Annotated in this window: 11 protein-coding genes; 6 read left to right on the top strand and 5 right to left on the bottom strand. The window is 71.3% G+C overall.

Annotation, left to right across the window (positions count from 1 at the left end; translation table 11 throughout):
- Positions 1–158: 158 nt before the first annotated feature.
- The 3 genes from RV986_RS29495 to RV986_RS29485 all read left to right on the top strand — a co-directional run bounded on the left by RV986_RS29495 (position 159) and on the right by RV986_RS29485 (position 3,328).
- Positions 159–821, top strand: a complete 663-nt coding sequence (locus RV986_RS29495) for a bifunctional DNA primase/polymerase (RefSeq protein ID WP_475920282.1) — start codon at positions 159–161, stop codon at positions 819–821.
- A 105-nt stretch (positions 822–926) separates the two neighbouring features.
- A complete protein-coding gene (locus RV986_RS29490) occupies positions 927–1,721 on the top strand; it encodes an ABC transporter ATP-binding protein (protein WP_475920281.1) in 795 nt (264 codons plus the stop codon).
- On the top strand, positions 1,718–3,328 hold the full coding sequence (locus tag RV986_RS29485) for a transporter (protein WP_475920280.1): 1,611 nt from the start codon (positions 1,718–1,720) through the stop codon (positions 3,326–3,328). Before RV986_RS29490 ends, RV986_RS29485 begins: the two co-directional genes overlap by 4 nt.
- A gap of 247 nt (positions 3,329–3,575) precedes the next feature.
- Here the strand turns inward: RV986_RS29485 and RV986_RS29480 are convergent, their stop codons facing one another.
- Together RV986_RS29480 and RV986_RS29475 are read right to left on the bottom strand one after the other, a co-directional pair.
- Positions 3,576–4,505 carry an alpha/beta fold hydrolase gene (locus tag RV986_RS29480; protein WP_475920279.1) on the bottom strand — a complete coding sequence of 310 codons (930 nt, stop codon included), beginning with the start codon at positions 4,503–4,505 and terminating at the stop codon, positions 3,576–3,578.
- 951 nt (positions 4,506–5,456) lie between these two features.
- Positions 5,457–6,149: an iron-dependent transcriptional repressor DtxR gene (locus RV986_RS29475; RefSeq protein WP_390930545.1), complete on the bottom strand. Its 693-nt coding sequence runs from the start codon at positions 6,147–6,149 to the stop codon at positions 5,457–5,459.
- A 273-nt stretch (positions 6,150–6,422) separates the two neighbouring features.
- Here RV986_RS29475 and RV986_RS29470 point away from each other — a divergent pair, with 273 nt between their 5' ends.
- A complete protein-coding gene (locus RV986_RS29470; protein WP_475920278.1) occupies positions 6,423–7,178 on the top strand; it encodes an SIS domain-containing protein in 756 nt (251 codons plus the stop codon).
- Positions 7,179–7,285: 107 nt separating this feature from the next.
- On the opposite strand, the gene RV986_RS29465 is transcribed toward RV986_RS29470, so the two are convergent.
- A complete protein-coding gene (locus RV986_RS29465; RefSeq protein WP_475920277.1) occupies positions 7,286–8,677 on the bottom strand; it encodes a PAS domain-containing protein in 1,392 nt (463 codons plus the stop codon).
- 709 nt (positions 8,678–9,386) lie between these two features.
- Between RV986_RS29465 and RV986_RS29460 the strand changes: the two genes are divergently transcribed.
- Positions 9,387–10,418 (top strand): isopenicillin N synthase family dioxygenase, encoded by a 1,032-nt coding sequence (locus RV986_RS29460; protein ID WP_475920276.1) that lies wholly within the window; start codon positions 9,387–9,389, stop codon positions 10,416–10,418.
- Positions 10,419–10,466: 48 nt separating this feature from the next.
- On the opposite strand, the gene RV986_RS29455 is transcribed toward RV986_RS29460, so the two are convergent.
- Positions 10,467–11,567 (bottom strand): citrate synthase 2, encoded by a 1,101-nt coding sequence (locus RV986_RS29455; protein WP_475920275.1) that lies wholly within the window; start codon positions 11,565–11,567, stop codon positions 10,467–10,469.
- Between the two features lie 386 nt (positions 11,568–11,953).
- Between RV986_RS29455 and pdxH the strand changes: the two genes are divergently transcribed.
- Complete coding sequence (gene pdxH, locus RV986_RS29450) at positions 11,954–12,592, top strand: pyridoxamine 5'-phosphate oxidase (protein ID WP_475924474.1); 639 nt, start codon at positions 11,954–11,956, stop codon at positions 12,590–12,592.
- A gap of 25 nt (positions 12,593–12,617) precedes the next feature.
- On the opposite strand, the gene RV986_RS29445 is transcribed toward pdxH, so the two are convergent.
- Positions 12,618–13,223, bottom strand: a complete 606-nt coding sequence (locus RV986_RS29445) for a TetR/AcrR family transcriptional regulator (protein WP_475920274.1) — start codon at positions 13,221–13,223, stop codon at positions 12,618–12,620.
- Between the last annotated feature and the right edge of the window lie 22 nt (positions 13,224–13,245).

Genomic DNA, 13,245 nt, shown 5'->3' with positions numbered 1-13,245 from the left:
GGGGTAAAGGCGGCTGCCCGACCCCTCCCCTGGTTACCCACCACCCGCTGTTGTTCCCCGTGCGCGCCCCCACCCGTGCATCCATGCGCCCCACGCGCGGGAATGATGCTCCTCCCCCGCGCACGTGACCCCCGTAACCCTCAATGACGGCTAGAGTTGTGTTCATCGTGGAAGAGACCATCGCGGGACCCGAGGCCGCCCAAATCCCGAAGCAGCGTGGCGAATCGCTGCTTGACACCGCCGTGCGATATGCCGAGGAGCGCCACTGGGACGTGTTCCCCGGTACCTGGCTGGAAGCCGTCGACGGCATGCAGCGGTGCTCCTGCGGCGAGGCCGGCTGCTCCGCACCCGGCGCACACGCCGCGCGCGAGGACTGGGCGACACAGGCGACCGGCAGTGCGACCGTCGCGCGCCGCATGTGGTCGAAGCAGCCGAACGCGTCGATCCTGCTGCCCACCGGACGTACGTTCGACGCGATCGACGTTCCCGAGTCGGCCGGGTTCCTCGCTCTCGCCCGCATGGAGCGGATGGAGCTGACGCTGGGTCCGGTGACCTGCACACCGGACCGGCGCATGCATTTCTTCGTCCTTCCCGGTGCCGCGGCCAAGGTCCCCGACCTGGTACGGAGGCTGGGCTGGCCGCCCGCCTCACTCGACCTGGTCACCCTGGGCGAGGGTTCGTACGTGGCGGCTCCGCCGACCCGGTTCGGGTCGCGGGGTGCGGTGCAGTGGGCCTGTCGGCCGACGCCCGCGAACCGGTGGCTGCCGGATGCGGAGGAATTGATCTCGCCGCTCGCCTACGCCTGCGGGCGGGATCGGTAACCCTGGTTGGCGCCGTCTTCTTCTGCGGGTTCGTTGTGGCTGATCGCGCAGTTCCCCGCGCCCCTAAAAACCCGAAAACAGGGCGCTTCCCCTTAGGGTGCTCGTATGGCCGAGGGAGCAGGGGGCAGTGCGCCCGCCGTACGTGTGCAGGGGCTCTGGAAGCGGTTCGGGGAGCAGGTCGCCGTTGCCGGGATCGATCTGGAGCTGCCGGCGGGGCGGTTCATCGGGCTCGTAGGGCCCAACGGCGCGGGCAAGACGACCACCCTCTCGATGGTGACCGGGCTGCTCAGGCCCGATCAGGGCAGCGTCGAGGTCGTCGGCCATGACGTGTGGCGCGACCCGGCGGCGGTGAAGGCCCGGATCGGCATACTCCCCGAGGGCCTGCGGCTCTTCGAACGGCTCTCCGGGCGCGAACTCCTCGCCTACACCGGCCGGTTGCGCGGTCTGCCCGGCGACGAGGTCGACAAGCGCACCACCCAGCTCCTCGACGTCCTCGACCTCGCGGGCGCCCAGCACAAACTCGTCGTCGACTACTCGACGGGCATGCGCAAGAAGATCGGCCTGGCCGCCGCGCTCCTCCACAACCCCGAAGTCCTCTTCCTCGACGAGCCGTTCGAGGGCGTCGACCCGGTCTCCGCGCAGATCATCCGCGGCGTCCTTGAGCGGTACACAACATCGGGCGCCACGGTCGTCTTCTCCTCCCACGTCATGGAACTCGTCGAATCCCTGTGCGACTGGGTGGCCGTCATGGTCGCGGGGCGCATCCGCGCGCACGGCCCGCTCGCGGACGTACGCGGCAGTGCGCCCTCCCTCCAGCAGGCGTTCCTGGAACTGGTCGGCGCGCAGGGCCGCGACCGCGGGTCCGATCTGGACTGGCTGGGCGGCGGGGCGACGCGATGAGCACGAGCACCCCCGGGGTCTCGATCACCCCCGTCGTCGTACGGCTGAAGCTGTCGCTGCTGCGCAACGGACTGCGGCAGTCGGCCGGGCGGCGGGCCGCGTACATCACCTCGGTCGTCCTCGTCCTCCTCTTCGCCGCCCTCCAACTGCTCGGCCTGATCACCCTGCGCGGCAACGCGCACGCCGCCTCCGTCGTCGTCCTGCTGATCGCGGTGATGGCGCTCGGCTGGGCCGTGATGCCGCTGTTCTTCCCCAGCGGCGACGAGACCCTCGACCCGACGCGGCTGGTCATGCTGCCGCTGCGGCCGCACCCGCTGGTCCGGGCGCTGCTCGTGGCCTCGCTGGTCGGCATCGGGCCGCTGTTCACCCTGTGCCTGCTCGTCGGTTCCGTGATCTCCGTGGCGCACGGTACGGCGGCGTACGTCACCGGTGTCGTGGCCGTGCCGCTGGCGCTGCTCGTCTGCGTGGCCCTCGCACGGGCCGTCGCCGCCGCCAACATCCGGCTGCTGTCCAGCCGCAAGGGCCGCGACCTGGCGGTACTGAGCGGTCTGGTCGTCGCGATCGGCGCGCAGCTCGTCAACTTCGGCGCACAGCGGCTCGGTTCGGCGGGCGGACTGTCCCAGCTCGACCCGGCCGCGGACGTACTGCGCTGGGTACCGCCCGGGTCGGCGATCGGCGCGGTGGACTCGATGAGCGAGGGCTCCTACGGGGCCGGGGTCGCCCAGCTGTTCCTGAGCGGGGCCGCGCTGGTGGGGCTGCTGACGCTCTGGTCGAGGCATCTGACCCGGCTGATGACCTCGCCGGACGGATCGACCCTGCAGACGGGCGAAGCGGAGGCGCGGGAGCGGATCTCGACGGGCGGGCTGCGCCGGCTGCTGCCCGCGGGGCGCACCGGGACCGTGATGGAGCGCAGCCTGCGGTATGTGTGGCGGGACCCGAAGACGAAGGCCGCGTGGGTGACCTCGCTGGCGATCGGGCTGATCGTGCCCGTGTTCAACGCGTTGCAGGGCACCGGCTCGATCTACTTCGCGTGCTTCGCGGCCGGGATGCTCGGCATCCAGATGTACAACCAGTTCGGGCAGGACACCTCCGCGTTCTGGATGGTCGCGATGACGATCGCGTCCCCGCGCGACGCGTACGTCGAACTGCGCGGGCGTGCGCTGGCGCTGCTGGTGATCACCCTGCCGTACGCGACCCTCGTGACCGTGCTGACGACGGCGATGCTCGACGACTGGCCCAAGCTGCCCGAGGTGCTCGGACTGTCCTTCGCGCTGCTCGGCGCGATGCTCGCCACCGGCGCGTGGTCGTCGGCCCGTTTCCCGTACTCGATCCCGCAGGAGGGCTACAAGAACGTGGCCCCCGGGCAGACGGGCCTCGCCTGGATCGCCATCTTCGGCGGGATGGTCTCGGCGGCGCTGCTGAGCGCCCCCGTCATCGCCCTTACGATCTGGCTGAACGTGACGGCGGACGGGGACCGGTGGAGCTGGCTGCTGCTGCCGCTGGGTGCCGGGTACGGGGCGCTGATCACGCTGTTCGGCCTGCGGATGGCGGCGCCCCGGACGGCCCGGCGGCTGCCGGAGATCCTGGCGGCCGTCAGCAAGGGCTAGGCGACCCGCGAAGGGGCCCGGCCGGAACCCCCGGAGGGAGCCCCGGTCCGAGTCCGGACCCTGTTGGCAAATCCGCAGCGGAGCCATCCTCCGTGGAAGTCGTGAGCACTAAATCGATTTAGTGCTCACGACTTCCGGCACACATGCCGGGCAGCCGACATGACCGACCGGATTCGCCAACAGCATCCAGAGTCCGGACGGAACCCCCGGTGACCCCGGACGGGACCCCGGTCAGGGGCCGGGCGGGTCAGCTGGTGAGTACGCCGTCGAGGAACGGCTCGATCGCCGCGCGCCAGGCCTCCGGCTGGTCGTAGTGCACGAGGTGGCCGGCGTCGGCCACTTCCGCGTACTCACCGCGCGGCAGGACACGGACCATCTCCTGGGACTCGGCCCGGCCGAGCTCGCCGTCGAGGCCCCGGACGACCAGGGCGGGGCACTGGACCTGGGCGAGCTCCTCCCAGTGCGCCTCGTACACCCAGGTCTGGCGGGACTTGAGCATCTGCTCGGGTTCGAAGACCGGGCGCCAGCCGTCGGCGGACTCGTGCATCACCTCGGCGTAGAACTCGCCGCGGGACGGATGGGGGCGCTCCACCCAGGGATCGTCCTCGCCGAACCACTTCCGTACGTCGGCGAGCGTGGCGAAGGGCATGGGCCAGGCCTTGAACCAGTTCTCCCACTCGCGCTGCGAGGCGGCGCCCAACGCCGAGGCCCGCATGTCGCAGATGATCAGCCCCTGCACGAGGTCGGGGCGCTTGGCGGCGAGCTGCCAGGCGGTCAGCGCGCCCATCGCGTGGCCGATGAGGACGGCCGGGGCGAGGCCCAGCTGCTCAAGGGCGGCCTCGGCGTCCTCGATGTACGCCTCGCGGGTGTAGCCCTCCTCCGGCGCCTTGTCGCTCTGGCCGTGGCCACGCTGGTCCAGCGCGACGGCGCGGTACCGCTCGGAGAGCCAGCGGGCGGTGGACGCCCAGTGCGAGGCGCGGCCCATGAGGCCGTGCAGGAGCAGCACGCCCGGGGCTTCCGAGTCCGGTGAGGCCGCTGCGCCTTCGACGGCCCCTGTGGCCCCCGGGGCCCCGACGTCCTCCGTGACCTTTGGCGGGTCGGCCTTGGGAGGATCGGCGAACTCCCACGCGGCGAGGCGTAGGCCACCCGCGCCCGTCACGTCGATGCGCCGCACCATAGGTCTGGCACCCCCCTAGCTCGCTCGGACCGCTCGCTCCCGCTCGAACCGGCCGGTCCACTCGTACCGCTTCCTACCGTTTCCTACAGCTCCCCGACACTGCAAACGACTAACACTTCAAAACGACTGTCGGGCGGCTGCCCCTGCTGGTTCGTTGCCCTACGTGTACCCCGTACGGCCGCGGTACGCCGCCACGTTATCGAATGAACATTCGAAAATGGGCTTCTCGGCGGTAACACCCCTCAATCGAGTGACCACCCGCGGGGATTGGCCGCCGTCGCCGAGGGGAGATCTTCAGCGGGAGGCGGACCGCTCGGGGAAACCGGTCCGAAGGGGATGACCCTGGGAGCTCGGGGCTCCGGGTCAGCACAGGGGAGGACAGGCCCCGGCGCCATCTGGTGCCGGGGCCCTCTCCATGTCTGCGGCACATCCTCCCCGCCCCCTCCCCAACCGCGCGACATCCCTCTCGGACACGGTCAAGAGCCCTCAGGTCATATGCCTCTCGCGACAGCCTCGCACGCAAACGGTCCCGGCGCTGCGATTCGGCACACTGAATCTTGGTTTCGGCGACGTAGCGAAAACGTCACAACTGCCTCTGAGGTCACGGGAGTTGACATGTCCGAGGTAGGCGGGTGGGTGGATGGGGAAGGCCGCACGCTGTCGTGCCCGGCGGGCTCCCGGGGGCCGGCGCCGGGTCCGGTGAACACCGGGCCCCGCGGCCCGCCCCCGGGAGCTGCCCCTCGCGGGCTCAAGACCGGCAGACGCACACCGGGGCGTTCACTCCGGGCTCGCTCCGGGATGTCCGCTCCGAGTCCACTCCGGGACGTCCACCCCGGGTCCGCTCCGGCGCGTTCACCCCGGGCGGTTCACTCCGGGGGCGTCCACTCCTTGGTGTCCGCCCCGGGGCGTCCGCTCCGGGTTTGTGCGCCTGCCCCGGTCAGTTGCCAGGTGTCAGCGCTTCGCGACGAACACGTGGGACGCGACGTCCGACTCCAGCTCCGCCGCCTCGCCGCCACTGCCGACGAGCACGCCACCCGCCGACTCCGTCACGCTCACCACGGAGCCGGGCTGCACGCCCGCCCGCCGCAGTGTGTACATCAGCTGCGCGTCCGTCTGGATGGGCTCGCCGATCCGGCGTACGACGACGGTCTTGCCGTCCAGACCCGGGTCGAGCTCCGCCAGCGAGACCATGCCCTCGTCCAGGAACGGATCGGCGCCGTCCTTCTCGCCGAGCTCCTCCAGGCCGGGGATCGGGTTGCCGTACGGCGACTCGGTGGGGTGCCGCAGCAGCTCAAGCACGCGCCGCTCCACCGCCTCGCTCATCACGTGCTCCCAGCGACACGCCTCGGCGTGCACCTGCTCCCACTCCAGACCGATCACGTCGACGAGCAGGCACTCCGCGAGGCGGTGCTTGCGCATCACGCGGGTGGCCAGACGACGGCCCTCCTCGGTCAGCTCCAGGTGCCGGTCGGTGGCGACCGCCACCAGACCGTCGCGCTCCATGCGCGCCACGGTCTGGCTGACCGTCGGCCCGCTCTGATCGAGCCGCTCGGCGATCCGGGCGCGCATGGGGACCACGCCTTCCTCCTCCAGCTCGAGGATGGTGCGGAGATACATCTCCGTGGTGTCGATCAGTCCGGACATACGTGCCCCTCGATTAGCTCTGCCGGAGGCTCGGTGGCTCACCGGCTTGTGCGCTGGCCCTGAACTCAATTCTGACGCATACCACCGACAAGCGTGCCTCGCCGTTGGAACCACAGGGTTACGACTGCCTCTGCGGGCACCTCCACGGGCACCGTCGCCGAGACCACTGCGGCCGTATTGACAGCTCGCTGGTCCAGACCGCAACGTGATCCGCGACACGTCACCCGCACGACGCCCACCCGACACCGACAAGACTTCTAGGGGGCTTCGCCCATGAGCGACAGCATGCTGGCCGGGCAGTTCTTCGACGCGGCGATCGGCCTGCTGCAGCGGGTGCGGGACGAGGACGCGGGGGACATCGAGGCGGCCGGCACGCTGATCGCCGACACCGTCGAGGACGGCGGCCGGCTGTTCGCCTTCGGCGCCGGGCACTCCTCCCTCGCCGCTCAGGACGTCGTCTACCGGGCGGGCGGCCTCGCCCTGATGAACCTGCTCGTCGTGCCGGGCGTGGTCGGCGTCGACGTCATGCCCGCGACCCTGGGCTCGGCCCTGGAGCGGGTCGACGGCCTCGCGAGCGCGGTCCTGGACACCAGCCCGGTCCGCTCCGGCGACGTACTCGTGATCGTCTCCCTGTCCGGCCGCAACGCGCTCCCGGTCGAGATGGCCATGAACGCGCGGGCCCTGGGCGTGAAGGTCATCGGCGTCACCTCGGTCGCCTACGCCACCGAGACGAAGTCCCGGCACGTCTCGGGAACGTATCTGAAGGACCACTGCGACATCGTCCTCGACTCGAAGATCGCGGTCGGGGACGCGGAACTGACCCAGGAGACGATCGAGGCACCCTTCGCCCCCGCCTCCACGGTCGTCACGACGGCCCTCCTCCAGGCCGTCATGGCCACGGCCGCGGGCACGCTGGCCGACCGCGGCATCGAGCCGCCCCTGCTGCGCTCGGGCAACGTCGACGGCGGCCACGAGTGGAACGGCCGGGTGATGACGGAGTACGGCGACCGGATCTTCTACCGCCGCTGATACCGCCGCTGATACCGCCGCTGAGCGAACCGAGATCTTCCACCGCCGCCGAGCCGACCGGGTTCGTCCACCACCGTTGGGCCGACCGGGTGAAGATCGCGACGGCCCTACGTCCGCCCCACCACCCCCATCAGCCTCTCCAGATCCAGCGCCATCGCGATCCGTACGGCCACGTCCTCCGCGTACGTCGCGTCCGTGCGCTCGAACTGGCTGCGCCCCGCGCCCCGCAGGAACGTCACGACACCCAGCGTCCGCCCCCGGCTGCGCAGCACCGCGCACAGGGCGTGCACCGAGTCCGGCGGCCACTGGCGGGCCGTGGCCCACTCCCGCATCCGCTCGGGGGTGATCTCGCCGCAACTGGCCCGTACGGACACGGCGCGCTCCACGCACTGCAGCGCGGGATGCCCCTCGGCGTACCGCACGGGCAGCCCGGCCTTCCCGGTGAGCAGGCTCGGCCCGGGGGCCCCGGCGGGCGTGGCGGCGGCGCGTACGAGCCGTACGGGCCCTTCGTCGTCCTCCGCCGAGCCCCCCGCCACCCGGTCGATCAGCGCGTGATCGGCGAACCCGGCGAGCGCGAAGTCGAGGTGGACGGTGGCGGCCTCCCCCGGGTCCTCGCACTCGGCGGCGGCCCGTGCGGCCCGGTGCAGCTGATTGGCCCGGAACCGCAGCAGGGCGGCCTCCTGCTCGGTCTGCTTGGCCTCCGTCACATCCTGGAAGAGCCACCCCACACCGAGCGGAACCGGTTCTTCCGCGAGCGGTGAGGCGAGCCGCAGGAACCCGCTCCGCCAGCACCGCCGCTTCTGGCCCTCGGCCGACCGCACGCTCACCCACATCTCGGCGGGAGCGGGCGGCGCGCCCTCGGCGAGCACATGCGTGAGCGCGCTCTCCAGCTCCTCGACCCCCTGGGAGAGCAGATCCCCCAGCGGCCGCCCGAGCACCGCCGTACGCCCGGTCCCCAGGGCCCGGGCCGCATGAGCGTTGACAACCGCGGGCCGCAGATCCGCGTCCACCAGCACCACACCCCAGCTGGCGTCCTCGAACAGCGCCTCGCTCAACGCGATGGACCGCTCCAGATCGATCTGCGCATGCACCTCGCTGAAGGCGCAGTACACACCCGCGGGCTTCCCGTCCGCCCCGCGCACGGCGGCGGACTGCGTCCGTACGAGCACGCGCCCCCCGTCCTTGGTCAGCAGCGCGAACTCGTGCACCTGCCGCCCGGGGGCCTCCATCGCGGACAGCAGCCGCGCCTCGACCTCCTCGGCGTCCGCGGTCCGCACGGCCCACCCGGCGAATCCCCGCCGCCCCACGGCCTCGGCCGCGGTCCAGCCGAGAATCCGCTCGGCCTCACGGTTCCAGTGCGTCACGACCCCGTCGGCGTCGAACGCGCACAGCGCCGCGTCCATCCCGTCCAGCAGCGCGGCAAGCAGATCCGAACCAGCCGGCCCGGGCTCGTCCGGCCCCAGTTCGTCGGTGGTCCCACTACGCCGGGAAGCACTCACCTGGACCCCCTGCAGGCTGCGTCCGCACGTACGGCGAGACAGTTCGCTCACCAGCCTTCATTCAACTCGAACGTGACCCAGCCCACATCCTGTTCCCCAAAGATTGGACGAAATCGTTGTACGCAGGGATTCCGTCCCGCCAGCCCCAGGAATCGCAGGACGACAGGGAGCTCCGGGTGTGACAGAGACAGTGCCACCGACATTTCGAAAAACCGGTTGAGCCTCGTTCGATCGGTTCCTAAGGTGGGCTGCACGCCGAAAGGAGGTGATCGGGTACATGTATGAAACCCGGACTTGCGAGGTGGCTGCGGGCTAGCGGCCCGCCGCCGAACTCGGTTCGGTGCCGGACCAGCGCGTGAAACGAGCGTGCAGCCGGCCCCAAACCCAAGCAGTCACCCGACCCGCGAGCTCGCCGGTACGTCCGGCCGGCTCCTCTGCCGTGAGGCGGGGGGACCCGAGCTCGCGGGTCGTCTGCGTTTCGCAGGGTGGGTGAGGTGGGGGACATCGTTTCGGGGGGTCCGCAGTACTCTGGGGGCATGCTTCCGATGCTCGTTCGACGCCGGCACGTGGACTTCGTGCGCGTCACGAGCATGGGCTGTCGGGCTACCGCCTGACCTCGGCCCTTCGCTCTCCTTCACCTTGGCACCCGTGGCCCCCGCCCCATCCCCGGCGGCCGCCCGGGCACCCGTACACCCTGCGGACGCTTCTCATGACGACGAACACGTCTTCCGCTGCTCAGTATCAGCAGCTCCCGATCATCGATCTTTCCGCGGCCGACCGCGGTCCCCAGGCCCGTGCCCTGCTGCGCGCGCAGTTGCACAGTGCCGCCCACGACGTGGGGTTCTTCCAGCTCGTGGGGCACGGCGTGAGCGAGGGCGAGACCGCTGCCCTGCTCGATGCCATGCACCGGTTCTTCGCGCTTCCCGAGGCCGACCGGCTCGCTCTCGACAACGTCAACTCGCCGCACTTCCGGGGGTACACGCGGACCGGCGACGAGCGGACAGGCGGCAGCCGGGACTGGCGGGACCAGCTCGACATAGGGGCCGAGCGGCCCGCGCGGACACCGGGGCCGGGTGAGCCCGCGTACTGGTGGCTGGAGGGGCCCAACCAGTGGCCGGCCGCGCTGCCGGAGCTGCGGACCGCCGCACTGGCCTGGATCGACCGGCTCAGCTCGGTCGCGGCGCGGCTGCTGCGCGAGCTGCTCGCCGCGATCGGGGCTCCCGCCGACTTCTACGAGCCGGCCTTCGGGGAGCGGGCGCATCCGCAGCTGAAGCTCGTGCGGTACCCGGGGAGCGCGGGGGACGGCGCCGAGCAGGGGGTGGGCGCGCACAAGGACTACGGGTTCCTGACGCTGCTGCTCCAGGACCAGGTCGGCGGACTGCAGGTGCAGCGCGAGGACGGGCACTTCCACGACGTGCCGCCGCTGCCGGGGGCGTTCGTGGTCAACCTGGGTGAGCTGCTGGAAGTGGCCACCAACGGGTACCTCGTCGCCACGAACCACCGGGTCGTCAGTCCGCCCGGGGCCACCGAGCGGTTCTCCGTGCCCTTCTTCTACAACCCGCGGCTGGACGCGCGGGTCGAGCCGCTGCCCTTCCCGCACGCCTCCGCCGCGCCCGGTGTCACCGACGACCCGGCGAACCCGTTGTTCGCCGAGTACGGGTTCAACGAGCTGAAGGGCAAGCTGCGGGCCCACCCGCTGGTCGCCGCCCGTCATCACGCGGAGTTGCTGACGCCTGCGTGATGACCGGACGACCAGCCGCTTCTCGGCTCAGTGCGCGATGCCCTCGGCTCAGTGCGCGATGTCCTCGTAGCCCTTGATCTCCTGGGGGCCGCGGGCGCCGGGGCCCACGTAGCGCGCGGAGGGGCGTACGAGCCGTCCCGTGCGCTTCTGTTCCAGGATGTGCGCCGACCAGCCGGCCGTACGGGCGCAGGTGAACATCGAGGTGAACATGTGCGCCGGGACCTCGGCGAAGTCGAGCATGATCGCGGCCCAGAACTCGACGTTCGTCGCCAGGACGCGGTCCGGGCGGCGTGCGTGCAGTTCCTCCAGGGCCGCTTTCTCCAGCGCCTCGGCGATCTCGAAGCGGGGGGCGCCGAGCTCGCGGGCGGTGCGGCGCAGGACGCGGGCGCGGGGGTCCTCGGCGCGATAGACGCGGTGGCCGAAGCCCATCAGGCGTTCGCCCTTGTCGAGGGCCTTCTTGACGTAGGCCTCGGCGTCGCCGGTGCGCTCGATCTCCTCGATCATGCCGAGGACGCGGGAGGGCGCGCCGCCGTGCAGTGGCCCGGACATGGCTCCCACGGCGCCGGAGAGGGCGGCGGCGACGTCCGCGCCGGTCGAGGCGATGACGCGGGCGGTGAAGGTGGAGGCGTTCATGCCGTGCTCGGCGGCGGACGTCCAGTAGGCGTCCACGGCGGCGACGTGCTTGGGGTCGGGTTCGCCGCGCCAGCGGATCATGAAGCGTTCGACCACGGAGTGCGCCTTGTCGATCTCGCTCTGCGGGACCATGGGGCGGCCCTGGCCGCGGGCGGACTGGGCGACGTAGGAGAGGGCCATGACGGCGGCGCGGGCGAGGTCGTCGCGGGCCCGGGCCTCGTCGATGTCGAGGAGGGGTTTGAGGCCCCAGACGGGGGCGAGCATGGCGAGTGCGGACTGGACGTCGACGCGGATGTCGCCGGAGTGGACGGGGATCGGGAACGGCTCGGCGGGCGGCAGGCCTGGGTTGAAGGCTCCGTCGACGAGGAGGCCCCAGACGTTTCCGAAGGAGACGTGGCCGACCAGATCCTCGATGTCGACGCCTCGGTACCGGAGTGCGCCGCCCTCCTTGTCCGGTTCGGCGATCTCCGTCTCGAACGCGACGACTCCTTCGAGTCCGGGTACGAAGTCGGACATCAGGCGGCTCCTCATGATGTGTACGACGGATGGCATGGGTCAGGGACGGGGGTCTGGTCGACGTCCGGTTCCACGGTCGGCTCATGGACTCGCGGTCCGGTACGTCATCGCGGTGATGCCCCGTTCGAGCGGCGGTCACCCCAACGGGACGGCAGCAGCACGATATCTCCGAGTGCCACCTTTGGGGAGAGTGCGCGGCACTCAGTGCCACGCAGTGATGAAGGCCACCCCGCCGGGTGGGGGCCGTGTTACGGCAAGATGACCGCGTGACCGACCGCTTCCCGGATGAATCCGCCGCCGAGCCCCTTGTCCAGCGTGCGGCGCAGGCCGCTGCCGAAGAAGGGGCCGGGGGCGCCGCCGAAGAACTCGCCGTCGCTCCCGCCGCGATGCGTGCCCACTATCGCGCCGAGGGGCTCGTCGAGTCCGATCTGGCCGCGCATCCCATGGACCAGTTCGCCCGTTGGTTCAAGCAGGCCGCGCAGGCCGCCGTGCACGGCACGGTGTACGAGCCGAACGCGATGGTCGTCTCCACGGCGGACGCCGAGGGGCGGCCCAGTTCGCGCACGGTGCTGCTCAAGCAGTACGACGAGCAGGGTTTCGTCTTCTACACGAACTACGACTCCCGCAAGGCCCGGGAGTTGTCGGAGAACCCGTACGTCTCCCTGCTCTTCCCCTGGCACTCGATGGCCCGCCAGGTCATCGTCACCGGCACGGCCCGGCGTACCGGCCGCGACGAGACCGCCGCGTACTTCCGTACCCGTCCGCACGGGTCGCAGCTCGGCGCGTGGGCCAGCGCGCAGTCCTCGGTCGTCTTCTCCCGTGCCGAACTGGACGCGGCGTACGAGGAGTTGAGTGCCCGGTATCCGGAGGGCGAGCAGGTGCCGGTGCCCCCGAACTGGGGCGGATTCCGTATCGCCCCCCGGACGGTCGAGTTCTGGCAGGGCCGTGAGAACCGTCTCCACGACCGTCTGCGGTACGTGGCGGAGCCGGACGGCGGCTGGCGGGTGGAGCGGCTCAGTCCGTGAACGGGTCCTGACAACGTCCTCGCCCTCAGTCCAGCACTCCGTTCAGGATCTCCCCCCACTGCGTCACCACGCGCTCCCGTCGTCCCGCGTCGTCGGTGAGGAGGTTGGCGAGGCCGAGGCCGCGTGACATGTCCAGCAGGCCCTGGACCGTCTCCCGTACGCCCGGGCGGGATTCGTCCGCGGCGAGGAGCTCCACGGCGATCCGGTGGGTCTCGCGGCCCACGCGGGCCTCCAGTTCGGTGACCCTCGGGCGGAGTTGGTCCTCGTTGGAGGCGGCGACCCAGAGGTGGAGGGCGGCGCGGAAGAGGGGGCCGGTGTAGAGGTCGACCAGGGCCGCGACCACCGCGCGGCGGTCGGCGGCGCCCTCCGGGAACAGGGCGCGCAGGGCGGTGGAGCGCTCCTCGGCGACGTACTCCACCGCCGCGGTGAACAGTTCTTCGCGGGTTCGGAAGTGGTGCTGGGCGGCGCCCCGGGAGACGCCGGCGCGTTCGGCGACTACGGAGACCGTGGAGCCGGCCCAGCCGTGCTCGGCGAGACAGGCCACGGCGGCCGCCAGCAGCCGCTGCCGGGTGGCCCGGCTCCGGTCCTGCTTGGGAACGTGCGGAAGCCGCGGGCCGGGGGAGCTGCGCACCGCCGTGGGTCCCGGGTGTTCT

The sequence above is a fragment of the Streptomyces sp. RLA012 genome, assembly GCF_056270325.1.
This window is presented reverse-complemented; position numbering and strand designations above follow the sequence as displayed.